Annotated in this window: 24 protein-coding genes; 13 read left to right on the forward strand and 11 right to left on the reverse strand. The window is 67.9% G+C overall.

Translation table 11 applies throughout. The annotated features are described in order from the left end of the window. Positions 1-91 precede the first annotated feature (91 nt). Positions 92-511 carry a GtrA family protein gene (locus A3OK_RS0118495; protein ID WP_245259382.1) on the forward strand — a complete coding sequence of 140 codons (420 nt, stop codon included), beginning with the start codon at positions 92-94 and terminating at the stop codon, positions 509-511. Next, on the forward strand, positions 508-2,001 hold the full coding sequence (locus A3OK_RS0118500; protein WP_019906383.1) for a hypothetical protein: 1,494 nt from the start codon (positions 508-510) through the stop codon (positions 1,999-2,001). Before A3OK_RS0118495 ends, A3OK_RS0118500 begins: the two co-directional genes overlap by 4 nt. Before the next feature lie 147 nt (positions 2,002-2,148). Here the strand turns inward: A3OK_RS0118500 and A3OK_RS0118505 are convergent, their stop codons facing one another. From A3OK_RS0118505 to A3OK_RS0118530, 6 genes are all read right to left on the reverse strand, one after another. Then, the gene (locus A3OK_RS0118505; RefSeq protein ID WP_019906384.1) at positions 2,149-2,658 is read right to left on the reverse strand and encodes an OsmC family protein; all 510 of its coding nucleotides are present in this window, start codon (positions 2,656-2,658) and stop codon (positions 2,149-2,151) included. A 94-nt stretch (positions 2,659-2,752) separates the two neighbouring features. Continuing rightward, on the reverse strand, positions 2,753-3,526 hold the full coding sequence (locus tag A3OK_RS0118510) for an ABC transporter ATP-binding protein (protein ID WP_019906385.1): 774 nt from the start codon (positions 3,524-3,526) through the stop codon (positions 2,753-2,755). Next, a complete protein-coding gene (locus A3OK_RS0118515; protein ID WP_019906386.1) occupies positions 3,510-3,869 on the reverse strand; it encodes a HepT-like ribonuclease domain-containing protein in 360 nt (119 codons plus the stop codon). Before A3OK_RS0118515 ends, A3OK_RS0118510 begins: the two co-directional genes overlap by 17 nt. Beyond that, positions 3,869-4,168: a DNA processing protein DprA gene (locus tag A3OK_RS0118520; RefSeq protein WP_019906387.1), complete on the reverse strand. Its 300-nt coding sequence runs from the start codon at positions 4,166-4,168 to the stop codon at positions 3,869-3,871. The genes A3OK_RS0118515 and A3OK_RS0118520 overlap by 1 nt, the downstream gene beginning before the upstream one ends. A gap of 40 nt (positions 4,169-4,208) precedes the next feature. Beyond that, positions 4,209-5,015 carry an ABC transporter permease gene (locus A3OK_RS0118525; protein ID WP_245259450.1) on the reverse strand — a complete coding sequence of 269 codons (807 nt, stop codon included), beginning with the start codon at positions 5,013-5,015 and terminating at the stop codon, positions 4,209-4,211. A 96-nt stretch (positions 5,016-5,111) separates the two neighbouring features. After that, on the reverse strand, positions 5,112-6,086 hold the full coding sequence (locus tag A3OK_RS0118530) for an aliphatic sulfonate ABC transporter substrate-binding protein (RefSeq protein ID WP_019906389.1): 975 nt from the start codon (positions 6,084-6,086) through the stop codon (positions 5,112-5,114). Positions 6,087-6,268: 182 nt separating this feature from the next. Between A3OK_RS0118530 and A3OK_RS0118535 the strand changes: the two genes are divergently transcribed. The 3 genes from A3OK_RS0118535 (at position 6,269) to grpE (ending at position 9,902) form a co-directional block, all read left to right on the forward strand. Next, the gene (locus A3OK_RS0118535; RefSeq protein WP_019906390.1) at positions 6,269-9,058 is read left to right on the forward strand and encodes a [protein-PII] uridylyltransferase; all 2,790 of its coding nucleotides are present in this window, start codon (positions 6,269-6,271) and stop codon (positions 9,056-9,058) included. Positions 9,059-9,168: 110 nt separating this feature from the next. Further along, the gene (locus A3OK_RS24180; RefSeq protein ID WP_019906391.1) at positions 9,169-9,306 is read left to right on the forward strand and encodes a hypothetical protein; all 138 of its coding nucleotides are present in this window, start codon (positions 9,169-9,171) and stop codon (positions 9,304-9,306) included. Beyond that, positions 9,303-9,902: a nucleotide exchange factor GrpE gene (grpE, locus tag A3OK_RS0118545; protein ID WP_026597418.1), complete on the forward strand. Its 600-nt coding sequence runs from the start codon at positions 9,303-9,305 to the stop codon at positions 9,900-9,902. The genes A3OK_RS24180 and grpE overlap by 4 nt, the downstream gene beginning before the upstream one ends. 103 nt (positions 9,903-10,005) lie before the next feature. Here grpE and A3OK_RS0118550 read toward each other — a convergent pair whose 3' ends face one another. From A3OK_RS0118550 to A3OK_RS0118570, 5 genes are all read right to left on the reverse strand, one after another. Beyond that, on the reverse strand, positions 10,006-10,977 hold the full coding sequence (locus tag A3OK_RS0118550; RefSeq protein ID WP_019906393.1) for a hypothetical protein: 972 nt from the start codon (positions 10,975-10,977) through the stop codon (positions 10,006-10,008). 297 nt (positions 10,978-11,274) lie between these two features. Beyond that, positions 11,275-11,913, reverse strand: a complete 639-nt coding sequence (locus A3OK_RS0118555; protein WP_019906394.1) for a 2,3-bisphosphoglycerate-dependent phosphoglycerate mutase — start codon at positions 11,911-11,913, stop codon at positions 11,275-11,277. Positions 11,914-12,018: 105 nt separating this feature from the next. Beyond that, positions 12,019-12,816 (reverse strand): 4-hydroxy-tetrahydrodipicolinate reductase, encoded by a 798-nt coding sequence (gene dapB / locus A3OK_RS0118560; RefSeq protein WP_019906395.1) that lies wholly within the window; start codon positions 12,814-12,816, stop codon positions 12,019-12,021. Between the two features lie 108 nt (positions 12,817-12,924). Further along, positions 12,925-13,614 (reverse strand): MarC family protein, encoded by a 690-nt coding sequence (locus A3OK_RS0118565; RefSeq protein WP_026597419.1) that lies wholly within the window; start codon positions 13,612-13,614, stop codon positions 12,925-12,927. A gap of 44 nt (positions 13,615-13,658) precedes the next feature. Further along, on the reverse strand, positions 13,659-14,393 hold the full coding sequence (locus A3OK_RS0118570) for a methyltransferase domain-containing protein (RefSeq protein WP_019906397.1): 735 nt from the start codon (positions 14,391-14,393) through the stop codon (positions 13,659-13,661). A gap of 237 nt (positions 14,394-14,630) precedes the next feature. Here A3OK_RS0118570 and gloB point away from each other — a divergent pair, with 237 nt between their 5' ends. From gloB to lpdA, 8 genes are all read left to right on the forward strand, one after another. Then, positions 14,631-15,404 (forward strand): hydroxyacylglutathione hydrolase, encoded by a 774-nt coding sequence (gene gloB / locus A3OK_RS0118575; protein WP_026597420.1) that lies wholly within the window; start codon positions 14,631-14,633, stop codon positions 15,402-15,404. A gap of 169 nt (positions 15,405-15,573) precedes the next feature. After that, complete coding sequence (locus A3OK_RS0118580) at positions 15,574-16,224, forward strand: TetR family transcriptional regulator (RefSeq protein WP_348625427.1); 651 nt, start codon at positions 15,574-15,576, stop codon at positions 16,222-16,224. A gap of 293 nt (positions 16,225-16,517) precedes the next feature. Continuing rightward, positions 16,518-17,480 carry a malate dehydrogenase gene (mdh, locus tag A3OK_RS0118585; protein WP_019906400.1) on the forward strand — a complete coding sequence of 321 codons (963 nt, stop codon included), beginning with the start codon at positions 16,518-16,520 and terminating at the stop codon, positions 17,478-17,480. 109 nt (positions 17,481-17,589) lie between these two features. After that, complete coding sequence (gene sucC, locus A3OK_RS0118590) at positions 17,590-18,786, forward strand: ADP-forming succinate--CoA ligase subunit beta (RefSeq protein ID WP_019906401.1); 1,197 nt, start codon at positions 17,590-17,592, stop codon at positions 18,784-18,786. Between the two features lie 11 nt (positions 18,787-18,797). Further along, positions 18,798-19,682 carry a succinate--CoA ligase subunit alpha gene (gene sucD / locus A3OK_RS0118595; RefSeq protein WP_019906402.1) on the forward strand — a complete coding sequence of 295 codons (885 nt, stop codon included), beginning with the start codon at positions 18,798-18,800 and terminating at the stop codon, positions 19,680-19,682. A 185-nt stretch (positions 19,683-19,867) separates the two neighbouring features. Beyond that, complete coding sequence (locus A3OK_RS0118600) at positions 19,868-22,855, forward strand: 2-oxoglutarate dehydrogenase E1 component (RefSeq protein ID WP_019906403.1); 2,988 nt, start codon at positions 19,868-19,870, stop codon at positions 22,853-22,855. A gap of 58 nt (positions 22,856-22,913) precedes the next feature. Continuing rightward, a complete protein-coding gene (gene odhB, locus A3OK_RS0118605) occupies positions 22,914-24,236 on the forward strand; it encodes a 2-oxoglutarate dehydrogenase complex dihydrolipoyllysine-residue succinyltransferase (protein WP_019906404.1) in 1,323 nt (440 codons plus the stop codon). A gap of 113 nt (positions 24,237-24,349) precedes the next feature. Continuing rightward, entirely contained in the window at positions 24,350-25,750 is a 1,401-nt protein-coding gene (gene lpdA / locus A3OK_RS0118610; RefSeq protein ID WP_019906405.1) for a dihydrolipoyl dehydrogenase, read from the forward strand. Positions 25,751-25,833: the final 83 nt, after the last annotated feature.

The raw sequence follows: 25,833 nt of genomic DNA on the forward strand, positions 1-25,833 counted from the left end.
ACGATCGGGGCAGGTTTTCCCTGCCGCCAGCCCGGTCCGTCCCATCCATGAACCCGAATCCGCATTCCGGTCGGACGTGCGGCCTCTGCCGGTGAGCACGCTCACCCTGCCGATGCGGCTCGCGCGGATGATCGTCGTGGGCGGGATCGCGACCGTGCTCTATGCCGGGTTGAGTCTGGCGGGAACCACGGCGCTCGGCCTTCCCCTCACCCTGGCCTCGCCCCTGTCCTACGGGCTCGCGTCGATCTGGTCCTATGCGGGTCACCGCTGGCTGACCTTCGGCGACAGGCAGCCGGCACGCCGGGCGGCCTTGCGATTCTCCGCATTGACGATCGCCGGCTACGGCGCGGCAGCGATCCTTCCCGCCATTGTCGGCGGGATGTTCGGCGGACCTCCCTGGCACTCGATCCTCACCGTCTGCGTCGCGGTTCCGGCCGTGAACTACGTGATATTGAGCCGGCACATTTTCATCGCGCCGGCACTGCCGCCGGGAGAGGGGCAGCCCGGATGACCTCCGACCTGGCATTCATCCCGGCTGAGCAGGCGGCGCGCACACCGCCGTTTCGGCCTTTCGCGCTCCGCTCGAAGGCGGCGTCCTCGATCCTGGTCTTCCTGGGGCTGGTCGTCGTGCTCGCGACCCAGGCCGGGCAGCTCCTCAACGATCCCGACAGCCAGTGGCACATGGCGGTCGGCCGCTGGATCGTCGCCCATCGGGCGGTGCCGTGGACGGACCTGTTCTCGCACACCTTCGCCGGTTCTCCCTGGATCGCCAAGGAATGGGCCTCGCAGGTGCTGCTCTATTGCGCCCATGCCGGCGCCGGCTGGTGGGGCGTCTGCATGCTCACCGTCCTCGTCATCGCCGGCTCGCTCGCCGGCCTGCACCTGTGGCTCGTGCGCCGCGTGTCCGGCACGGCGGCCATCATGGTCGTGACGGCTGCCTTCGTCGTCCTCGCCCCGCATCTGCTCGCACGGCCGCACGTCTTCACCCTGCCGATCCTCCTCGTCTGGATGTCGGGCCTCGTGGCGGCGCTGGAGCGGGGGAGGGCGCCGTCGCCCTGGCTCGCCTTGGTGATGACGGCCTGGGCCAACCTGCACGGCAGCTACCCGATCGGCCTCGTCATCGCCGGCGTGCTCGCGGGCGAAGGCGTGTTCTCCGGCCCCCGGTCCGAATGGATCGGCAGGGGATTGCGGTGGGCGAGGTTCCTGGCGCTGGCGACCGCGGCGTCCTGCCTGACGCCCTACGGCTATGCGCCGTTCCTGGTGAATCTCGGCCTCTTCAACAGCGGCGAATCGCTGCCCTACATCATGGAATGGCGGCCGCTCGGCCTCGATGGAGCGGGGGTGATCGCCGGTGCGATGCTGGTCGGCAGCGTCGTGGTGCTGCTGACCGCCCCCCGAAAGAACCTGTTCCGGCTCGGTGTCGTCGTTCTCCTCGGCGTGATGATGATCCGCCATTCGCGGTTCGCGGACCTGTTCGTCCTGGCGGCGCCGATCCTGGTGGCGGGGCCTGCGATGGCACGGTTCCCGAGGCTGCGGCCCGAGCCGGCCATCGCCGTTTCGCGCCGCTCGAGCTTCGTCATCCTGGCCTTCGCGCTGACCGCGATGACCACGGTGGCGCTGGTCTCCCCGCGCCTGAGCGCCGCGATGACCCCGCGCGCCGCCCTCGATGCCGCGCGCGTGAAGGGCCTCTCCGGCCCGGTCTATAACGACTATGATTTCGGCGGCTTCCTGATCCGCTCCGGCGTGCCGACCTTCATCGACGGGCGCAGCGATCAGCTCTTCCTCGGCGGCTTCATCCACGGCCTCAACCAGGCGCTCGATGCGCCCGGGACCGAGAGATTCGCCGCCCTTCTGGCGCGCCACGGCGTCACCTGGGCGCTCGTGCGGAAGGACGGCCCGAGCGCCGACCACCTGCGCCGCCTCGAAGGCTGGCGCCTCCTCCACCAGGACGAGGTCGCGGCGGTCTATTACGATGCAGACCGGGTGACGACAGCGCCGTGAGGGTCGGAGCATCCTCCCGAAACGCGGGAACCGGTTCTCGGGAGGATGCCGTGGAACCAGCGACGATCGTCGTTCCCGCATGCGTGGAGCGACGCGGCGGGCGAACCGCTCACCGGCGGATGTCCTGTCGCGTCGCCGGCTCGACCGTCAGCCCTTCGATGCGCTCACTGCCAGTTCCGGCTTGTGGTTCAGGGTCTGGAACACGACGCAATAGCGCTCCGTCAGCTTGAGGAGCTGGTCGAGCTTCTCCTGCGGCGCGTCGGTGTCGAGGGCGAAGTTCAGGCGGATGGCGCGGAAGCCGACGGGGGCTTCCTTGTCGACGCCGAGGGTGCCGCGGAAGTCGAGGTCGCCCTCGGCGCTCACGGTGCCGGCGCGCAGCTCGATCTCGAGGGCGGTCGACACGGCCTTGATCGTCACGCCGGCGCAGGCGACCAGCGCTTCGAGCAGCATGTCGCCCGAGCAGAGTTCGAGGCCGGAGCCGCCGGTGGCGGGGTGGAGGCCGGCGACGGCGAGCGCCCGGCCGGTCTCCACCTTGCAGGCGATGGAGGTGTCGTCGAGGGTGCCCCTGGCCTTCAGGGTGATGACCGCGGAATCGGGCGTAGTGCGGTACTGGTCCTTCAGCGGGGCCTGGAGCGAGCGCAGGGTGGTGGCGTCCATCGGGGGCTTCCTCGATCGTCTGGGGGCGATTGCCGTCTCGGTGCAATTCTCCCGGGCGTCTAACGCGGGACGGGCGCGGACGCCAGCGACGGCCTCACCACCATTGCGCCGCCTCGGTGGGCGCGGCCGCCTGGGCCGGCTTCAGCGATCGGTCGAGGGCGGCGAGGATGCGCCGGGTCGCCGCCTCGCTATGGGGCGAGGCCGGATCGCGCGGACGGGCCAGCGCAAGCGGGATCGCATCGTCGAGGCGGCCGGGCTTGGGGCGCATCACCACCGCCCGGTCGGCGAGCGCCACCGCCTCGCCGACATCGTGGGTGACGATGAGGATCGTCGGCTTCGTCTCCTGCCACAGGGCGAGGAGATGCGCGTGCAGGTCTTTGCGGGTGAAGGCGTCCAGCGCCGAGAACGGCTCGTCGAGGAGGAGCACGCGCGGGTTCGCCACGAAGGCGCGGGCGATGGAGACGCGCTGCTGCTGGCCGCCCGAGAGCTCGCGCGGCCAGCGGCCGGCATGTTCGGCGAGCCCCACCATCTCCAGGGCATGGCCGACGCGCGCCCGGCGCTCCGACCGGGGCAGGTGGTCGAGGCCGAAGCCCACATTCTCCGCCACACCGAGCCAGGGCAGCAGCCGCGGTTCCTGGAAGACCAACCCGACGCCCGGATGCGGCTCGACGATCGCCTCGCCGTCGAGGACGATGCGGCCCTCGCTCGCCCGGTCGAGCCCGGCGACGAGCCGCAGCAGCGTGGTCTTGCCGCAGCCGGACCCGCCGATGAGCGCGACGATCTCGCCCTGCGGCACCGAGAGGTCGATCCGCTCCAGCGCCCGCGTGCCGTCGGAATAGGTTTTGGACAGGCTATCGAGGGTGAGCATCGAGGTCTTCCAGCATCCGGACGATCACCGGGTGCAGTAAGGGCAGGTGCACGGTCGCGATGTCCCACATGTCGCGCGAGCGAATGCGGTAGTATTCGTCTCGAAGCAGGTTCCCGATTCGGATGATCGGATCCCAGTGAACATCCGGGTAGCGGCCGCGCAGATCGGCAGGCAATTCCTTGGCGGCCTCGGAGATGATCTGGACCGCCCGCTCGACCGCGCGCTCATAGAGAAAGTTGCCCTGGACCTCGGCAAAATCCTTGCCGTGTGTCGCGGCGACGATCCCGTCGATCTGGTCGAGGATGTGCCGCAGGCGGATGTCGGGGGCCTTCGCGGAGGTCATCAGAAGATGCGGATCGCGTCGCGCTCGATATGCGCCCGGTAGACGGGCACGAGGCCGTCACGTGTCGAGTAACCGATCTCCACGCCGGGAAGGGCGTCCTCGATGACGTCGTAGGTCGCGCTGTACTCGGTCAGCGAGAAGGCGTTCTCGTCGATGGGGTCGACGAACACGTCGACATCGGACCCGGCACCCGCCTCGTCGCGAGCATGAGACCCGAACAGGTACAGGGCGTCCACGCCGCTGGAACGAAGCCGCGGCTCGAGGGACGACAGGCGGGCGATGACGTCGGCGCGGGTCACGCGGGTGTCCGATCCAGGCAGAAGCGATGCATTTCCGATCCTACAACGTCTCCCGCGCCGTGTCCTGCCAGCGCGTGAGCGGCCGGGTCACGGCGACGAGGACGGTATCGGCGAGCTTGCCGAGGATGGCGAAGGCGATGATCGCCGCGAGGATCTGGTCGGCCTTGCTGAATTGCTGGCCGTCGATGAGGAGGTAGCCGAGGCCTTCCGAGGCGCCCATCAGCTCGGCCGCGACCACGAACAGGAAGCCGAGGCCGAGGCCGGTGCGCAGGGCGGTCAGGGTCGCGGGCAGGACGGCGGGGAGCAGGATGCGCCGGGCGAGCTGCAGCTTCGACAGCCGGAAGATGCGGCCGACCTCGATGAGCTTGCGGTCGACGGAGGCGATGGCCCCCGCCACCCCGATATAGACCGGGAAGAACACGCCCACCGCGATCAGCGCCACTTTCGGCGTCTCGAGGATGCCGAGCCAGAGGATGAAGAGCGGAACCCAGGCGAGGGACGGCACGGCGCGCAACGCCTGAAGCGACGGATCGAGGATGTGGCGGGCGGTGGGAAGCGCCCCGGTGAGGGCGCCCGCCACGATGCCGGCCACCGCGCCGAAGGCGAAGCCGAGGGCGACCCGCACCAGCGTCGCCTGAACGTGGAGCCACAGGTCGCCGGAGGCGGAAAGGTCGTAGAGGGTCGCCGCGATCCGGCTCGGCGGCGGCATCAACCGCCCCTGGGCGAGGCCGGTGCGGACGGCGAACTCCCAGCCCACCACCAAGACCAGGGGCAGGATCAGGCCGAGCGCCAAGCGGCCGCCCCGATGCCAGACCGAGTCTCCCCGAGGCCTCAGTGACGCCTTCACGTCATCCGCGCCGGGCGCGGCCGATGCCGTCGGCTCGGTCACGGCGGGTCTTCCGATCGCGGCGTGTCTTGCGGTCGAATTGGCCTCGTCCACGGATCAGCGGGCGGCAGGCGCGAATTGCGGATCGATCAGCCCGTCCACCGCCGCCTTCACGTCGGTGCCGGCGGGAATGACCCCCGCCTGCTGCAGGGCGATGCCTGCGGCGGCGATCGACTCGGCCTGGGCCTTGCCGATGGCGGGCTGGGTGAGGTCGGTCCGTTCGATCTGGCGGGCGATCACCGGCTCCGGCAGTTTCGTCACAGCGACGAGGGCGCTCTTGAGGGCGTCCGGGTTCTTGATCGCGTAGTCGCGCGCGGTTTCATAGGCGGCGATGACGGTGCGCACGAGGTCCGGGTTCGCGGCGGCGAAATCCTCGCGCACGTCGAGGACGCCCCAGGTATTGGCGGCGGCATCGCGGTAGAACAGCACGTCGTCGTTCTCGATCTCGGAGGCCGCCATCATCGGGTCGAGGCCGGCCCAGGCATCGACGTCGCCGCGGTCGAGGGCGGTGCGGCCGTCGGCATGCTGGAGCAGGACGAGCTTGGCGTCCTTCTCGGTCAGCCCGGCGCCCTGGAGCGCGCGGATGAGGAAGATGTGCGGGTCGGTGCCGCGGGTCACCGCGATGCGCTTGCCCTTGAGGTCGGCGGGCTTGGCGATGCCGCTGTCCTTGCGGGTGACGAGAGCGGTCCATTCCGGCCGCGAGAAGACGTAGACCGCCTTGATCGGGTTGCCGTTGATGCGCGCGAGCAGGGCCGCGGCGCCGGCCGAGGAACCGAAATCGATGGCGCCGCCATTGAGGAATTCGAGCGCCTTGTTGGAACCCAGCGACTGGGTCCAGCGCACCTTGATGCCCTTGTCCTTCAGGGCCTCCTCCAGGAACCCCTTCTCCTTCAGGATCAGGCTCACCGGGTTGTAGGTCGCCCAGTCGAGCCGGACCTCCTTGACGTCCGCCGCTTCGCCCTGCCGAGGCATGAGCAGGAGCGACGCGACGCCGCAGACTGCACTCAGGATGGCACGACGAGACAGAGGCATGATCTAACGGTCTCCAAGGTCTTCGCGGCAACGCGGGGCATTCGAGCTAGCCAACCTCGTTCGTTTCGTCAAACGATTTTTCCGGCACAGAGAACGATGTCTCGGCGTTTGCCCATCACATCTGCGCCGCTGCCTAGCGTTGTCTCTGGCGTCCCTACGGGAACATGATAACGGGTTTGCGCATGTTCGACGCTGGCGCCGCCCTTAAAACGGTCCTCACCAATCTCGACCGCGACGTGCGCGAGGCGACGCAGCTGCGCGCGCTCCTGGTGCCGGAGCTGCGTCGCATCATCGAGCTCGGCCATGCCGATGCCGAAGCCCGGCTGATGGAGGAGCGCAACGGCACCGCCTGCGCGCAACGGATCAGCAACCTCACCGACGCGGTGATCCGCACGATCCACGACGCGGTGGTGTGGCGGCTCTATCCGAACGACAACCCCTCCACCGGCGAGCAGCTCGCGGTGGTGGCGACCGGCGGCTACGGTCGCGGTACGATGGCACCGGGTTCGGACATCGATCTCCTGTTCCTGCTTCCCTACAAGCAGACCGCCTGGTCCGAGAGCGTCGTCGAGGCGATGCTCTACGTGTTGTGGGACCTCAAGCTGAAGGTCGGCCACGCCACGCGCTCGGTGGAGGAATGCCTGCGCGAGGGGCGGGCGGACATGACCATCCGCACCTCCCTCCTCGAGGCGCGCTACCTCTTCGGCGCGAGGGCGCTGTTCGAGGAGCTGGTCACGCGGTTCGATACCGAACTCGTCATGTGGACGGCGCCGGAATTCGTCGAGGCCAAGCTGCGCGAGCGCGATACCCGCGTCTCCAAATCGGGTGCCTCGCGCTACCTCGTCGAGCCCAACGTCAAGGACGGGAAGGGCGGCCTGCGCGACCTCAACACGTTGTTCTGGATCGCGAAATACACCTACCGTGTCCGCAACCAGAGCGAGCTCGTCCCCGCCGGCCTGTTCACGCCGGAGGAATACCGGGTGTTCGAGCGCTGCGAGGAACTGCTCTGGCGGGTCCGCTGCCACATGCACTTCGTCACCGGCCGGTCCGAGGAGCGCCTGTCGTTCGGTCTGCAGCCGAAGATCGCGGAGCGGTTCGGCTACGAGCCGCGCGGCGGCCTGTCCGGCGTCGAGCGGTTCATGAAGGCCTATTTCCTGATCGCGAAGGAAGTGGGCGATCTCACCGCCATCGTCTGCGCCGCCCTCGAAGCGCGGCACGCCAAGCGCACGCCCGTCCTCGACCGCTGGATCGGCCGCTTCCGCGACCGCTTCCGCGCCACCGCCATCGAGGCGGAGGATTTCACCGACGATCACGGCCGGATCAACCTGCGCACCGGCGACGCGTTCTCGCGCGATCCGGTGAACCTGATCCGCCTGTTCTGGCTCGCCGACCGCCACAACCTGCCGATCCACCCGGATGCCACCCGGGTCGCCACCCGCTCGCTCCGGCTCATCGGACATTCGCTGCGCTCGGACCCGGACGCCAACGCCCTGTTCCTCGACGTGCTGACCTCGAAGAACTCGCCGGAGACGATCCTGCGGCTGATGAACGAGGCCGGCGTGCTCGGCCGGTTCATCCCGGATTTCGGCCGCATCGTCGCGCTGATGCAGTTCAACATGTACCACCACTACACGGTGGACGAGCACCTGCTGCGCTCCATCGGCGTCCTGGCAGCGATCGATTCCGGCCAGGTCGCCGAAGACCATCCCATCGCCACCCGGCTCCTCGATACGATCAGCCACCGGCGCGCGCTCTACGTCGCGGTGCTCCTGCACGACATCGCCAAGGGGCGCCCCGAGGACCATTCCATCGCCGGGGCGGCCATCGCGGAGAAGATCGGCCCGCGCTTCGGCCTGACCCAGGCCGAGACCGAGATCGTGGCCTGGCTCGTGGAACACCACCTGCTGATGTCGATGACCGCGCAGAGCCGCGATCTCTCCGACCCGAAGACGATCCAGAAATTCGCCTCCGTGGTGCAGACCATGGAGCGGCTGAAGCTCCTGATGATCCTCACCGTCGCGGACATCAAGGCGGTGGGACCGGGGGTGTGGACCGCCTGGAAGGGAACGCTGCTGCGCACCCTCTACGACGAGACCGAGGTGCTCCTGTCCGGCGGCCATTCCGAGATCGCCCGGACCGACAGGGTCCGCCTCATCCAGATGGGCCTGCGCGAGCAGCTCACCGACTGGGATCCGGCCTTCTTCGACTCCTATGCCGCCCGCCACAACCAGGCCTATTGGCTCAAGGTCGATGCCATCCGGCAATTCAAGAATGCGGGTTTCGTCAAGGGACTCATGGAAGACGGTCGCACCGTCGCCACCGTCTACGAGACCGACCCGACGCGGGGCGTGACGGAGATCACGGTCTACTCGCCCGACCACCCGCGTCTGCTCGCCATCGTCACCGGCGCCTGCGCGGCCCTCGGCGGCAACATAGTCGATGCGCAGATCTTCACCACCACCGACGGGTTCGCACTCGACTCGATCTTCATCTCGCGCGCCTTCGACCGGGACGACGACGAGTTGCGCCGGGCCAAGCGCATCACTACCGCGATCGAGCGCGCGCTCCGGGGCGAGATCCGCATCGCCGATCTCGTGGCGGACCGCCACCCGCCGAGCAACCGCTCCAACACCTTCCTGATCCCCCCGGACATGGCGATCGACAACGCCCTGTCGAGCCGGGAGACCGTGGTCGAGGTGACCGGCCTCGACCGGCCCGGCCTGCTCTACGAGCTCACGACCGCGCTCGGGCGCCTCAGCCTCAACATCACCTCGGCTCATGTGGCGACCTTCGGCGAGCGGGCGGTGGACGTCTTCTACGTCACCGATCTCACCGGGACCCGGGTCACCCAGCCAGACCGGCAGGCTGCGATCCGTAACGCGGTCATGGAGATCTTCGCCGGCGACGTCGCCGCCCTGAGGGCGGAGGGATTGGAAGCGCTCGTGGAGTCGCCGCCTCCACGGGAAGCCTGAGCCCCCTGCAGGCATAAATCTCGCGGGGGGCTGAGGTGGAGAGGAGGGCAGGGCGGCCCTCGGCTTGATTTCGTCCCGCGAGCGTCTGATATCAGGCCCGACCCCGGAGCATGATCCTGAACCCCCTCGCGCGGGTCTCGGCGTCGTGGCCCGACCCCATTCCGATCGGCCGCGTGCTGACGGTCTCCGGCGCATGCGACCGGCGACAGGCGCGGAGCGAGCAACCTGCGATCGACGAAGAACGATGATGGCGAACGACATGGAGCATGACGGGCAGCGGGCCGAAGCGGCGGCCGAGACCGACGTGAAATCCGAAGCGCACGCAACGGAGACGGGCGAGGCTCTGGCGAGCCTGATCACCGAGCGTGACGAGCTCAAGGACCGCGTCCTGCGCACCCTGGCCGAGATGGAGAACCTGCGTCGGCGGACCGAGCGCGAAGTCGCCGATGCGCGGACCTATGCGGTGACGAACTTCGCGCGCGACATGCTGAACGCGGCCGACAACATCCGCCGGGCGCTCGAGAGCGTACCGGCCGATGCCGTCGCGTCGGCGGAAGGGCCGTTGAAGGCGCTGATCGACGGCATCGAATTGACCGAGCGCGATCTCGCCAAGACCCTGGAGCGTCACGGGGTGAAGCTCATCGAGCCGCAGGGCCAGCGCTTCGACCCCAATCGCCACCAGGCGATGTTCGAGGTGCCCAATGCCGAGGTCCCGAACGGGACCGTGGTTCAGGTGATGCAGTCCGGCTACGTCATCGGCGACCGCGTCCTGCGTCCGGCCCTCGTCGGTGTCGCCAAGGGCGGACCCAAGGCGTCCGCGGCCAATCCGGCGGATGCGGCCTGACGCCATCGGCCGGCCGAGCCGGCGTCGTCCTTCAGGGGCGGCGTGTTACGGGACTTCATAGCATCGTCCCGGATATCGCATCCGGGACGATGTGCTGCGCCGGCTACTTCACCTCGACGCTGTCGATGACCTCGCGAAACTTCGAGAGCATCGCGCTGCGCTGATCGGCGCGCACCACGCCGAGCGCCCGAAGGTAGCCGTCCGGCGCGAACCGGATGGTCTGGGATACCACCACCGGCGTGTTCGACGGCCCGTCGACGGCGCGCGCGACGATCTCGTGCCAATCGACGCCGTTCTGGCGGTAGGTCTGCGAGCGCTCGACCGCGAAATCCTTCATCGTCTGGTTCGAGTAGAGCGCGGCGCGGGCGAAGGCGTCGCGCTGTTCCGGCTGCGGCGGCTGCTGAACCGCCTGAGCCAGGACCAGGATGGGCTGTTCGAGGTTGAGCATCTGGTCCTTCGGCCCCTGCGTCATCAGCACCGAATTGCCGGCGAGCACCCGGACCGGACGGAACCCGGCGGTCTCGCGGATGCGGAAGGGCAGGGCCGCGACCTGCTGGTCGAGCGTCAGCTCCGGCCGGATCTTCACGCTGGTCAGCATGTCGCGCATGGATTCCGGCGTCTCGGCATCGGGCACGGTCTGGGCGATGATGATGCCCGTGACCGAGGTGTCGCCGATCAGCAGAAGCCACTTCTTGATGGTGGGCGTGCCGGCTCCTTCGGGGGCCGGCTGATCCCCCGTGAACAGCACCGCGTCCACGTCGCCCGCGACCTTGATGGCCTCGCGGGTGGTGACGACGAACCCCTGCGTGCGAAGGTTCTCGTCGGTGAAGCTCTTCTCCAGATCGACGAAGGCCGTGGACGGCAACTCGACGACGGAGACCGTCGCACCGCCCTCCAGCCGCTCGAAGCCCGAGAAGCGCTTCGACAGCGTCATGTCCGAGGGCGGGGTGAACCCGAAGCGGGAACTCGGCGGGAAGATCGGATCGGCCGCCATGGCCGTGGAGATGGCGCCTGACGAGAGCCCGGCGATCAGGGCCAGTGCCGCGACCGGACGGACGAGGTTACGCAGACGCATCGGATCGGTTCTCCGCGACGGAGCCAAACATCGTGGCGCCGGTTCAGGTGTTCGGATGCGAGAGATCTCCGGATGGGGCGAAGGCCTCGCGCGCGGCCTCCGGACCGAAAGCTCGCCGACGATGGGTCGGCCCAGGCCCTCCCGCTGTCAAGCGTCCCGGCAGTTCGGCGGCGAGGCCCTGGAGCCGCAGCGCCGCCGACTGGCCGGTAAAGTCGTTGTGGAACAACGACCTGAAACGTCTTTCCGAATGCCGTATGCGCGACGATGCCGGTTGCGCCGCGGTGACGCGACCCGCCGTCAGGCGTCGTGGTCGATGTCCCGCTCGAGCACGGCCTTGCTCTCCACCGTGGTGTCGGCCTTGAGCTGGTAGACCAGCGGGATGCCGGTGGCGATCTCGAGGCTCGCGATCGTCTTCGTGGTCATGCCGTCGAGCACCATCACCAGGGCCCGCAGCGAATTGCCGTGGGCGGCCACCAGAACGCGCTCACCGGCCATGACCCGCGGCAGGATGGTCTGGATGTAATAGGGCAGCACGCGCGCGGCGGTGTCCTTCAGGCTCTCGCCGCCGGGAGGCGGGATGTCGTAGGAGCGGCGCCACTGATGGACCTGGGCATCGCCCCAGCGCTCGCGGGCGTCGTCCTTGTTGAGGCCCGACAGGTCTCCGTAATCGCGCTCGTTGAGCGCCTCGGAACGGAGCGTCTCGATGCCGCCCTGGCCCATCTCGTCGAGGATCAAGGAACAGGTACGCTGCGCGCGCTGCAGGTTGGAGGTGAAGGCGACGTCGAACGCGTAGCCCTGCTGCTTGAGCCAGCGGCCGGCGGTCCTGGCCTCGGTGACGCCGAGTTCGGTGAGTTCCGGATCGCGCCAGCCGGTGAAAAGCTTCTTGAGGTTCCACTCGCTCTGGCCGTGGCGAGCGAGGACAAGCAGGCGCTCCATCAGACGTCCATCCTATTTCTCGGTGAATGGTGCGGCGCAATAAGATCCGCGCCTGCGGGGCTGTTGTACGCGCCAACCTGAATGATCGATGACCGGGCGCTCGTATCAGAGACCGAGGACGTCGGCCATGCCATACAGGCCGGGAGGTTTCGCGTAGGCCCAAGTGGCCGCTCTCACGGCGCCGCGGGCGAAGATCGCGCGATCTTCCGCGTGGTGGCCGATGGTGATGCGCTCACCGGGGCCGGCGAAGGTCACGCTGTGGTCGCCGACCACCGTGCCGCCGCGCAGGGTGGCGAAGCCGATATCGCCGGGCCGCCGCGCGCCGGTATGGCCGTCGCGGGTGGAGACGCGGGTCTCGGCGAGGCTGACGCCCCGACCTTCCGCCGCGGCCTCGCCGAGGAGGAGCGCCGTGCCGGAGGGCGCATCCACCTTCATGCGGTGATGCATCTCGACGATCTCGATGTCGAAATCCTCGCCGAGGGCGGCGGCGACCTTGCGCACCAGACCCGCGAGCAGGTTGACGCCCAGCGACATGTTGCCCGAGCGCACGATGCGGGCATGGTGCGCTGCGGCGGCGAGCTTGCGCAGATCGGCCTCGACGAGGCCGGTCGTGCCGATCACGTGGACGATCCGGGCCTGGGCCGCGAGTTCGGCGAAGAACGTCGTGGCCACGGGGGCGGTGAAATCGAGGACGCCGTCGGTGGCGGCAAAGACCGTCAGCGGATCGTCGGTGACGGGGACGCCGAGGGGCGGCAGGCCGGCGAGGCTACCCGCATCCTGGCCGAGAGCCGCGGAGCCTTCGCGCTCAACGGCACCGCTCAGGGTGCATCCCTCGGTCTCCGTGACCGCCCGGATGAGCATCCGCCCCATGCGCCCCTCGGCGCCGACCACTGCGAGCCGCATCCCTGTCGTCCTTCCGCGAAAGTCGAGCCTGCGGTACAGCCTCGGCCCTGCCATGCCAAGGCGAGGGTGTCGACGACGGGGTCGTCGGGGCGTGGATATCCGCTGAACTCAGTGCTTGGCCGAGGCGAGGATCGGCCCGAGCACGTCGCCGATGCCGTTCACGGTGATCTGCGTGCCGATGCACAGCAGAAGGAAGGCGAAGAGCCGCCCCAGAACCCGCGCGCCGACCGGGCCGATCGCCGTCACCACCCTGTCGGCCGAGCCGTAGGTGAAACGGACCATGATCGCGAGGGCGAGGGCCGCCAGCGACATGCCGAGGTAGAACCCGATCCGGTCGGGTCCGGGGGCGGGCCGGTTCGAGCCCAGCGCGATCGCCACCGCGATCGTGCCGGGGCCGGTGGTGAAGGGCAGGGTCAGGGGGAAGAACGCGATGTCGGAGACGCTGTCGGGAGTCTCCTGGGTCGCCTCGGCATGCTTGCGGGCTTCGCGGGCCTCGGGGGCGCTGAGGAGGGTCCAGGCGGAGGCCGCGACCACGAGTCCGCCGGCGATCCGCAAGGCCCCCAGCGAGACGCCGAAGAAGTTGAGGATCGGCGCGCCCGCCCACAGGGCGGCGAGCATGATCAGGGCGGAGTAGAAGCCGATGCGCTTGGCGATCTCCACCCGCTCGGAATGGGAGTTCCGCGCGGTGATCTGCGAGAAGATCAGCGCCGAGCCGATCGGATTGACGATCGAGAAGAGGCTCGAGAACGCAAAGACGAAGCTGCGGAGCGCGGCTTCCGGGTCGATGAGGCTGAGCATGGATGCGGATGCCTTGTCCGGGGTCTCGAAGCGCGGGTTCCGGTTCAACCCGGGGAGGGGGCGGGAACTAGCACCCGCGTCGGCGCGAGGCGGGCAGCCCGCTGCACAGGCCGTACCGCGACCGGACGATAGAGCTGCTTCGTGGCATCGATCACGTGGAGGCCGGCGAAGGGAAGCGACAGCCCGGTGCCGAAACGTTCCCAGGCACCGGCCGTCTTCAGCCAGAGCCGGCTCTCGACGGGCGGCATGTAGAGCGCCTCGGCCCATCCTTCCGGCGAGAACTGGGTGGTTCGCATCAGGCGGGCGAGCTGGGAGCGGCTATAGGGCTGCCCGTGGCCGAACGGCGTCGCATCACGCCGGGCCCAGACGCCGCGCCGGTTGGGCACGACGAGGATCATCCGGCCACCCGGCGTCAGCACGCGCCAGACATCCTGCAGCAATTCGGTCGGGCTCTCCACCGATTCGAGGGCGTGGACCAGGATCACCCTGTCCACCGCCGCTTCCGGCAGGGGCATCATCGTCGGGTCGGCGAGCGCCGAGCAGGAGCGCCCGCTGCCGGGCCAGTTCACTACCCCTTGCGTGGCCGGCATGAAGGCGAAGGTGCGCTCGGCGATCACGTGGACCGGCCCGAGATAGGGCGTCGCGTAACCGAGGCCGAGAACCCTCAGGCCCGAGACCGAACCGAGGAGCCCGTGGATCGCACGGGCCACGATACGGTGCGTCACGCCGCCGAGGGGGCTGGCATAGAAGGCGCGCAGGTCGGTCACGTCGAGGCGCATGGGGCGGCTGGCTCCGGCGCGGCCGGACGTTTTCGAGGTTGCAGAATTCTGCGGCGCAGGCAGGTTTCTTTGACGCAGGGCTCGGATCGGATCAATGGGGACGAGACGGCTCGCCCACAAGCGGGAACCCCCGGCGCCGCATCCGGTTCTGCCTCACGCGACCCGCGTCATCGACAGGCGCGTCATCGACAGGAATGCCTCGTGACCGCTTCCCCCTCCGAGAACTCCCGTCCCGCGATTTCCCGCCCGGAAATCCGCACCTTCCTCTGCCGCAGCGACAATATCGGCGTGCTGATCCGCGATCCCGCCACGGGCGCCTGCGCCGCCATCGACGTTCCCGAGGCCGCTCCCGTGCTGAAGGCGCTCGATGAAACGGGCTGGACCCTCACCGACATCCTCGTCACCCACCGCCATCTCGACCATGTCGAGGGCATTCCGGAGGTGAAGCGCCGCACGGGCGCGCGGGTGACAGCACCGCGCAAGGCCGGCGCCGAGGTGCCCGAGGTCGACGTCACCGTCGTCGAGGGCGACCGTGTCCGGGTCGGCGGCCTGGAGGCGCAGGTCTGGGAGACGCCGGGCCATTGCAACGACCACGTCACCTACTGGTTCGCCGATGCCGAGATCGTGTTCGCGGGCGATACCCTATTCACCCTCGGTTGCGGCCGGGTGGTCGAGGGGCAGCCCGAGACGCTGTGGCGGTCGTTGGAGCGGTTTCTACCGCTGCCGGACGATACCCGGGTTTTCAGCGGCCACGATTACGTACTCTCCAACGCCCGCTTCGCCCTCGCCGCGGATCCTGACAACCGAGCGCTGCAGAATCGCATGGTCGAGGCCGAAGAGGCCGGGCGCGCGGGGCACTTTCTCGTGCCCACGACAATGGGACATGAGCGCGCGACCAATCCTTTTCTGCGTTCCACCGAGCCTGCGCTCGCTAAAGCAGTGCATCTTCCACCCAATTCACCATCAGGGGTGGTCTTTATTGCATTAAGGGCCTGGAAGAACAGCTTCTGACCGGCTATGGGCCTCTGGCTGTCTCGGCCTCGGCGGGACATGCGGGAGCGACGCCGACTCCGGATACGGCCCGCTCTCCTTATCAGCGCCGGCGGGAGTATCGATGGAGACGGCAGGTACGTTCTTTGTGGCCGGCTTTGAATCTGCCGGCAGCGATGATGCCACACCCATGATGGGTATTCGCCCCCCCGATAGGTCCAAGGTCCGAATCGGCCGGTCCAGTCCGGCACCACTCTCGGTGGATGCACGCCTCCTCGCCATTGCGACAGAGCACCTCGCGCGCCTCGGACACAAACGTGTGACGGTCGTGGCCGTGGCCGCCGAAGCCGGCATGACCCACGCCAACGTCTATCGCTATTTTCCCTCCAAGGACGCCCTCCTCGACGCCGTCGCAGGGCGCTGGCTCAGGGACGTGGAAGCGGAACTCGCCCGCATCGCCGATGCGCCGGACCCCGCCGACGACAAGATCGAGCGCCTGCTAATGGCCCTGGCTAGCGCCCAGCGCGAGGTGCTCCTGCGGGAACCCCACCTGTTCGCCGTGCATCTCGACGCCACCGTGGCCGCCCGACCGATCGCCCGGCGCCACCGGGTTCGCCTGCGCAGCCTGGTCGAACGCGTCGTCGAAGAGGGGATCGCGGCCGGCGCCTTCATCGCCCGCGACCGTGAGCGGGCGATCGCCTACATCTTCGATGCGAGCTACCGCTTCACCCATCCGCTCGCGATGCAGCACGATTCCGATCTGCCCGTCGATCTGATCCAGGCCCGCTTCGGAGCGGTGATCCAGGCCATCCAGAAAGTGCTGCGAATGGGGGCGCTTTAGGTGAAGTGACAATTATCGAAACCTGTCACCAAAGCTTTGCCGTCGAACGGGCCGCTCGATCCGCCGCCTAAATCGTTCGTGGCAAAAGATTTTCTCCGAGGCGCAGTCTTGCGGCTCGCTCCTCCTCTGGCCCGAACTCTGCTTGGCGTCGATGGCGTCGGGTTGAAGCATGGAGACTTTTCCGCCACACCGTCGCGGCGAAATCAACGTGCGATCGCGACCCCGGCCCTACGCCCGTTCCGACGCGGGCGGGGCAATCGCTGGTCGGCACAGATACTGGAGGTTCGTTTTCCATGGCACGTAGCAAGATCGCGCTCATCGGCGCCGGGCAGATCGGCGGAACCCTCGCGCATCTGGCCGGGCTGAAGGAACTCGGCGACGTCGTCCTGTTCGACATCGTCGATGGCGTGCCGCAGGGCAAATCCCTCGATATCGCGGAATCGGCTCCGGTCGATGGGTTCGACGCGAGCTTCAGCGGCGCCAGCGACTATTCGGCGATTGCCGGAGCGGATGTGGTGATCGTCACCGCCGGCGTGCCGCGCAAGCCCGGCATGAGCCGCGACGACCTGATCGGCATCAACCTGAAGGTCATGGAAGCCGTCGGCACCGGCATCAAGGAGCATGCTCCGGACGCGTTCGTGATCTGCATCACCAATCCGCTCGATGCCATGGTCTGGGCCCTGCAGAAATTCTCGGGCCTGCCCACCAACAAGGTCGTCGGCATGGCCGGCGTGCTCGATTCGGCCCGCTTCCGCCACTTCCTCGCCGATGAGTTCAAGGTCTCGGTGGAGGACGTCACCGCCTTCGTGCTCGGCGGCCACGGCGACGACATGGTGCCGCTGGTGCGCTACTCCACCGTGGCCGGCGTGCCGCTCCCCGATCTGGTCAAGCTCGGCTGGACCACCCAGGAGAAGCTCGACGCCATGGTCGAGCGCACCCGCAAGGGGGGTGGCGAGATCGTGAACCTGCTCAAGACCGGCTCGGCCTTCTATGCGCCGGCCGCCTCCGCTATCGCCATGGCCGAGAGCTATCTGCGCGACAAGCGCCGCGTTCTGCCCTGCGCCGCCTATCTCAGCGGCGAGTACGGCATCGACGGCATGTATGTCGGCGTGCCGATCGTGATCGGCGCAGGTGGCGTCGAGCGCGTCCTCGAGGTGGAATTCAACGCCGATGAGAAGGTCATGTTCGACAAGTCGGTCGGCGCCGTGAAGACGCTGATCGAAGCCTGCAAGAGCGTGAACCCGGCCCTGGCCTGACCCTGACGAGAAGCGTCGCGCGCCGGCCGTCTCGTGGCCGGCGCGAACGATGCCGGTGTCGTGTCTTCCAACCCCGCGCCCGGCGTCGGGACGAAGCGAGGAAATTCCCATGAACATCCATGAATATCAGGCCAAGGCGGTCCTCAAGGAATTCGGGCTGCCCGTCTCGCGCGGCGTGCCGATCTTCAAGCCGGAGGAGGCCGAGGCGGCCGCCAAGGAACTCGGCGGCCCGGTCTGGGTGGTGAAGTCGCAGATCCATGCGGGCGGTCGCGGCAAGGGCACCTTCAAGGGCGCGCCGGCCGGCGCCAAGGGCGGCGTGCGCGTCACCAAGTCCATCGACGAGGTCAAGCAATTCGCCGGCGAGATGCTCGGTCAGACGCTGGTCACGATCCAGACCGGCGAGGCCGGCAAGCAGGTCAACCGCCTCTATATCGAGGAGGGCGCCCAGATCGCGGCCGAGTTCTACCTGTCGATGCTGGTGGACCGCGAGACCGGACAGGTCGCCTTCGTCGTCTCGACGGAAGGCGGCATGGATATCGAGACCGTGGCGCACGACACGCCCGAGAAGATCGTCACCTTCTCGGTCGATCCGGCCACCGGGATCATGCCCCATCACGGCCGCGCGGTCGCCAAGGCTCTGGGCCTCACCGGCAGCGAGGCCAAGGAGGCGGCCGACGTCACCAACAAGCTCTACGCGGCGTTCACCGCCAAGGACATGAGCATGCTGGAGATCAACCCGCTGGTGCTCACCGGCGACGGCCATCTCAAGTGCCTGGACGCCAAGATCTCCTTCGATTCCAACGCCCTCTACCGCCATCCCGACATCGTCGCGCTCCGCGACGAGACCGAGGAGGACGCCAAGGAGATCGAGGCCTCGAAATTCGACCTCGCCTACATCGCCCTCGACGGCACCATCGGTTGCATGGTCAACGGCGCCGGCCTCGCCATGGCGACGCTCGACATCATCAAGCTCTACGGCGAGGAGCCGGCGAACTTCCTCGATGTCGGCGGCGGCGCGAGCGAGGAGAAGGTGACGGCGGCGTTCAAGATCATCACCGCCGATCCGCAGGTGAAGGGCATCCTCGTCAACATCTTCGGCGGGATCATGAAGTGCGACGTGATCGCCAACGGCGTGATCGCGGCGGTGAAGGCGGTCGGCCTGCAGGTACCCCTGGTGGTGCGGCTCGAGGGCACCAACGTCGAGAAGGGCAAGGAGATTATCCGGAATTCCGGTCTCAACGTGATCCCCGCCGACGATCTCGACGATGCCGCGCAGAAGATCGTCGCCGCCGTGAAGAAGGGCTGAGAGTAACCCCCATGTCCATCCTGATCGACGCGAACACCAAGGTCATCTGCCAGGGCTTCACCGGCAAGAACGGGACCTTCCATTCCGAGCAGGCCATCGCCTACGGCACCAAGATGGTCGGCGGCACCTCTCCGGGTAAGGGAGGCGCGAGCCATCTCGGCCTGCCGGTCTTCGACACCGTGGCGGAGGCCCGCGAGGCGACCGGCGCCGACGCATCCGTGGTCTACGTGCCGCCGCCGGGCGCCGCCGACGCCATCTGCGAGGCGATCGCCGCCGAGATCCCCCTCATCGTCTGCATCACCGAGGGGATTCCGGTCCTCGACATGGTGCGGGTGAAGCGCTCGCTCGAAGGTTCGAAGTCGCGCCTCATCGGCCCGAACTGCCCGGGCGTCGTCACCGCCGGCGAGTGCAAGATCGGCATCATGCCGGCCAACATCTTCAAGCGCGGCTCGGTGGGCATCGTCTCGCGCTCCGGCACCCTGACCTACGAGGCCGTGTTCCAGACCACGAATGCGGGCCTCGGCCAGACCACGGCGGTGGGCATCGGCGGCGATCCGGTGAAGGGCACCGAGTTCATCTCGATGCTCGAACTGTTCCTCGCCGACGACCGCACCGAGTCGATCGTGATGATCGGCGAGATCGGCGGTTCGGCCGAGGAAGAGGCGGCGCAGTTCATCGCCGACGAGGCCAAGCGCGGCCGACGCAAGCCGATGGTCGGCTTCATCGCCGGGCGCACGGCGCCTCCGGGGCGCCGCATGGGCCATGCCGGTGCCATCATCTCGGGCGGCAAGGGCGGCGCCGAGGACAAGATCGCGGCGATGGAAGCCGCCGGAATCCGGGTCTCGCCGTCGCCGGCGCGCCTCGGCAGCACGCTGGTCGACGTCCTCAAGGGTTGAGGCCGGCGGAAATCTGTCACTCGTGTTGCGGTGCAAAATCGCCCCGCAACACTTATCTGAGACACGACGCGGCCCGATTGTCGCGTCGAGACGAACATCCCCATCGAAGCGCTTATCGGCGTGACGGGGGGAGCAGGGGCCCGCCGCAGGGGCGGCTTCCCCGCCAAGCGGCAGGATGATCGACGATGGCACGCCAGGACGCGCTCCTCGAAACCTCGTTCCTCACCGGCGGCAACGCCGCCTATCTCGAGGAATTGCAGGCGGCCTATGCCCGCGATCCGCACTCGGTCGATCAGCAGTGGCAGGATTTCTTCAAGTCCCTCGGTGACGAGAGCGGACTGGCCGAGAAGAACGCCGCCGGGGCCTCCTGGCAGAAGCCGAACTGGCCGGTTCATGCCAATGGCGAGATGGTCTCGGCGCTGGACGGCAACTGGGCGACCGTCGAGAAGGCGGTCGGCGAGAAGATCCGCGCGAAGTCGGACACGGCCAAGGGCGATGGCGCCAAGGTCGCCAACGGCGCCGCCGTCGTCGCGGCCAGCGGCGTCTCCGTCGAGCAGGCGACCAAGGATTCGGTCCGCGCGATCATGCTGATCCGCGCCTACCGCATGCGCGGCCATCTCCACGCCAAGCTCGATCCGCTCGGGCTCGCGCCCCGGGGCGACCACGAGGAACTGCATCCCCAGCATTACGGCTTCGAGGAGAAGGACTGGGACCGTCCGATCTTCCTCGACAACGTGCTCGGCCTCCAATCCTCGACGATCCGCGAGATCGTCGAGATTCTGGAGCGCACCTACTGCCAGACGCTCGGCGTCGAGTTCATGCACATCTCCAATCCCGAGGAGAAGGCGTGGATCCAGGAGCGCATCGAAGGCAAGGGCAAGGAAATCTCGTTCACGCCCGAAGGCCGCCGCGCGATCCTGAACAAGCTGGTGGAGGCCGAAGGCTTCGAGAAGTTCCTCGACCTCAAATATACCGGCACCAAGCGTTTCGGCCTCGACGGCTCGGAATCGATGATCCCGGCGCTGGAGCAGATCATCAAGCGCGGCGGAGCGCTCGGGGCCAAGGAGATCGTCATGGGCATGGCCCATCGCGGCCGGCTCAACGTGCTCTCCAACGTGATGGCCAAGCCGTTCCGGGCAATCTTCAACGAGTTCAAGGGCGGTTCGGCATCTCCCGCTGAGGTCGAAGGCTCGGGCGACGTGAAGTATCACCTCGGCGCCTCGTCGGATCGCGCCTTCGACGACAACAACGTCCACCTCTCGCTCACGGCCAACCCGTCCCACCTCGAGATCGTCGATCCGGTGGTGCTGGGTAAGGTGCGCGCCAAGCAGGACCAGCGCGCCAAGCCGAACGTCCAGCGCACCAGCGTCGTGCCGCTCCTCATCCACGGCGATGCCGCCTTCGCCGGCCAGGGCGTCGTGGCCGAGTGCCTCGGCCTCTCGGGGCTGAAGGGCCACCGCACCGGCGGTTCGATCCACTTCATCATCAACAACCAGATCGGCTTCACCACCGATCCGCGCTTCTCGCGCTCGTCGCCCTATCCGTCCGATGTCGCCAAGATGGTGGAGGCGCCGATCTTCCACTGCAACGGCGACGACCCGGAAGCCGTGACTTTCGCCGCCAAGATCGCGATCGAGTACCGCCAGAAATTCGGCAAGCCCGTCGTCATCGACATGCTGTGCTACCGCCGCTTCGGCCATAACGAGGGCGACGAGCCGGCCTTCACCCAGCCGAAGATGTATCAGCGCATCCGCAAGCACCCGACGGCGCTGGAGACCTACGGCAAGAAGCTCGTCGCCGAGGGCGTGCTGACGCAGGAGCAGTTCGACGCGCGCAAGGCCGAGTTCCGCGCCATGCTCGACGGCGAGCTCGAAGTCGCCGGCACCTACAAGGCCAACAAGGCCGATTGGCTCGACGGGCGCTGGTCCGGCTTCAAGGCGGTGCGCGAGGACGTGGACGATCCGCGCCGCGGCAAGACCGGCGTGCCGGCCGATACCCTGCGCGAGATCGCCAAGCGCATCACCACGCCGCCGCCCGGCTTCCATCTCCACCGCACCATCCAGCGCTTCTTCGACAACCGCGCCAAGGCGGTCGAGACCGGCAAGGGGATCGACTGGGCCACCGCCGAGGCGCTGGCGATCGGCTCGCTCCTCATCGACGGCCACAGGGTCCGCCTCTCCGGCCAGGACGTGGAGCGCGGGACGTTCTCGCAGCGCCACGCCGTGGTGATTGATCAGGAGAACGAGCAGCGCTTCACCTCGCTGAATTCGATCCGCGACGGGCAGGCGAATCTGGAGGTCATCAACTCGATGCTCTCCGAGGAGGCCGTGCTCGGCTTCGAATACGGCTACTCGCTGGCCGAGCCCAACGCGCTGGTGCTGTGGGAGGCGCAGTTCGGCGACTTCGCCAACGGGGCGCAGGTGGTGATCGACCAGTTCATCTCGTCGGGCGAGCGCAAGTGGCTGCGCATGTCCGGCCTGACGCTGCTGCTGCCGCACGGCTACGAGGGCCAGGGGCCGGAACACTCGTCCGCGCGCCTGGAGCGCTTCCTGCAGATGTGCGCCGAGGACAACATGCAGATCGCCAACTGCACCACGCCCTCGAATTACTTCCACATCCTGCGCCGGCAGCTGAACCGCGAGTTCCGCAAGCCGCTGGTGCTGATGACCCCGAAGTCGCTGCTGCGCCACAAGCGGGCGGTGTCGAGCCTCGACATGCTGGCCGAAGGCTCGACCTTCCACCGCGTGCTCTGGGACGATGCCGAGCACGAGGATGACGGCGTCAAGCTCGTGAAGGACGACAAGATCCGTCGCGTCGTCCTCTGCTCGGGCAAGGTCTATTACGACCTCTTCGACGAGCGCGAGAAGCGCGGGGTCAACGACGTCTACCTGATGCGCGTGGAGCAGCTCTATCCGTTCCCGCTCAAGGCCCTGGCCAACGAGATGTCGCGGTTCCGCAACGCCGAGGTGGTGTGGTGCCAGGAAGAGCCCAAGAACATGGGCGCCTGGTCCTTCGTCGATCCCTACCTCGAATGGGTGCTCGGCCAGGCCCAGTCTCAGGTGAAGCGCGCCCGCTATGTCGGCCGCCCGGCCTCGGCCTCGACGGCGGTGGGCCTCCTCTCCAAGCATCAGGCCCAGCTCCAGGCCTTCCTCAACGAAGCGCTGGCGGTCTGACGGCCCCGGCACTCCCCCTCATCCGACGCGACCAATCCATTCGGGCGGACAGAACACCATGGCAACCGATATCCTCGTTCCCACGCTGGGCGAATCCGTGAGCGAGGCCACCATAGGCCGCTGGTTCAAGAAGCCGGGCGACGCGGTGGCAGCGGACGAGCCCCTGGTCGAGCTGGAAACCGACAAGGTCACCCTCGAAGTCAACGCTCCCGCCGCCGGCGAACTCGGCGAGATCCTGGTGAAGGACGGCGAGACCGTGGAGCCCGGTGCGCTGCTCGGCTCCATCGTCGAGGCCGGGGCCGGTGGCGGCGCCAAGCCGGCCGCCGCCAAGAAGGCCGAGACCAAAGCCGAAAGCCGGAGCGAAGAGCCGGCGAAGCCGACATCCGAAGGGGCCGAGACGGCGCCCGCCGAAGGGTCCTCGGCCGCCTACGGCAATCACGGCGATGCCGCCGCTCCGAAATCCGATCGTCCCGCCGGCGATAACGGCCCGGCCGTCGCGAAGATGGCGCGGGAATCCGGCATCGATCCCTCGACGGTGAACGGCTCCGGCAAGGATGGCCGCGTCACCAAGGGCGACATGATCGAGGCGACCTCGAAGGGCTCGTCCGCCCCGGCCCAGGAGCCGGCCCGGCAGGCCAAGGCGCCGTCTCCGCCGCGCCCGGCCTCCAAGCCCGACGATGCCGCGCGCGAAGAGCGCGTGAAGATGACGAAGCTGCGCCAGACCATCGCGCGCCGCCTCAAGGACGCCCAGGACACGGCGGCGATGCTGACGACGTTCAACGACGTCGACATGTCGGCCGTCATGGCCATGCGCAGCCAGTACAAGGAGATTTTCGAGAAGAAGCACGGCACCAAGCTCGGCTTCATGGGCTTCTTCACCAAGGCGGTGATCGGCGCGCTCAAGGATGTGCCGGCGGTCAATGCCGAGATCGACGGCACCGAGCTCGTCTACAAGAACTATTACCATATCGGCATCGCCGTCGGCACCGATAAGGGCCTCGTCGTGCCGGTGGTGCGCAATGCCGACGACCTCTCCATCGCCGGCATCGAGAAGACGATCTCGGGCTTCGGCAAGAAGGCGCGGGACGGCAAGCTCTCCATCGAGGAGATGCAGGGCGGCACCTTCACCATCACCAATGGCGGCATCTACGGCTCGCTGATGTCGACCCCGATCCTCAACGCGCCGCAATCCGGCATCCTCGGCATGCACCGCATCGAGGAGCGCCCGGTGGTCCGCAACGGCAAGATCGAGGCGCGGCCGATGATGTATCTCGCGCTCTCCTACGACCACCGCATCGTCGACGGGAAGGAAGCCGTGACCTTCCTGGTGCGCGTGAAGGAGGCCCTGGAGGATCCGGCACGTCTCGTGCTCGACCTCTGAGACACCCGGCAGCTGCCGTCAGCCGGCCGCCGCAGGGTGGCCGGACGCTTCCGCGTGCGTAAATCCAGATGGTGGGGCCTGACCCGCCGAACCTACAAGCGAGTCACACGCCTATGTCCTACGATCTCGTCGTCATCGGCACCGGCCCCGGCGGCTATGTCTGCGCCATCCGCGCCGCCCAGCTCGGCCTCAAGACCGCCGTGGTCGAGAAGCGGGCGACCCATGGCGGCACCTGCCTCAATGTCGGCTGCATCCCGTCGAAGGCGCTGCTGCACGCCTCCGAGGCCTTCGAGGACGCGTCCAAGCACTTCGCCGATATGGGCGTGATCGTCAGCGCGCCCGAACTCGATCTGGCCAAGATGATGACGTTCAAGCAGGACGGCGTCGACGGCAACACCAAGGGCGTCGAGTTCCTGCTGAAGAAGAACGGTATCGACGCCTATCACGGCCTCGGCCGCGTCGCCGGCGCGGGCCGCGTCGAGGTGCTGTCCGAGGATGGCGGCAACCAGATGCTCGAGACGAAGAACATCGTCATCGCCACCGGCTCGGACGTGACGAAGCTGCCCGGCGTGACGATCGACGAGACGATCGTCGTTTCCTCCACCGGCGCCCTCGAACTCAAGGCCGTGCCGAAGAAGCTCCTCATCATCGGTGCGGGCGTGATCGGTCTCGAACTCGGCTCGGTCTGGCGTCGCCTTGGCTCCGAGGTCACCGTGGTCGAGTATCTCGACCGCGTCCTCCCTGGCATGGACGGCGAGGTCGGTAAGCAGTTCCAGCGCATCCTCGGCAAGCAGGGCATCGTCTTCAAGCTGTCCTCGAAGGTCACCGGCGTCGAGGTGAAGGACGGTGCCGCCACCGTCTCGGTGGAGCCGGCCGCCGGCGGCGAGGCCGAGAAGATCGAGGCCGACGTGGTGCTCGTGGCCATCGGCCGCGTGCCCTATACCGAGAAACTCGGCCTCGAGTCGGTCGGCGTCCAGCTCGACAACAAAGGCCGCATCCAGACCGACAGCCACTACGCCACCAACGTCACCGGCATCTATGCCATCGGCGACGTGATCGCTGGGCCGATGCTGGCCCACAAGGCGGAGGACGAGGGCGTCGCCGTGGCCGAGCTGATGGCCGGGCAATCCGGCCACGTGAATTACGGGGTGATCCCGAACGTGGTCTACACCTATCCGGAGGTCGCTTCGGTCGGGAAGACCGAAGAAGAGCTCAAGAAGGACGGCATCGCCTACAATTCCGGCAAATTCCCCTTCACCGCCAATGGCCGCGCCAAGGTCAACCACACCACGGACGGCTTCGTGAAGATCCTGGCCGATGCCAAGACCGACCGGGTTCTCGGCGTCCACATCGTCGGCGCGGATGCGGGCAACCTCATCGCCGAAGTCGCGGTCGCCATGGAATTCGGCGCCAGCGCCGAGGACGTGGCCCGGACCTGCCACGCCCACCCGACGCTGACCGAGGCGGTGAAGGAAGCCGCTCTCGCGGTCGGCAAGCGGGCCATCCACATCTGACGGACCCCTCATCGCCGCATCGCTCGCCTCGGGACGAGGTGATCGATGCGGCCGGAGTCGCTATCGTCCCGGCCTGAAAACCG

The organism is Methylobacterium sp. 77 (genome assembly GCF_000372825.1).
In the GTDB taxonomy this organism is placed as follows: Bacteria; Pseudomonadota; Alphaproteobacteria; order Rhizobiales; family Beijerinckiaceae; genus Methylobacterium.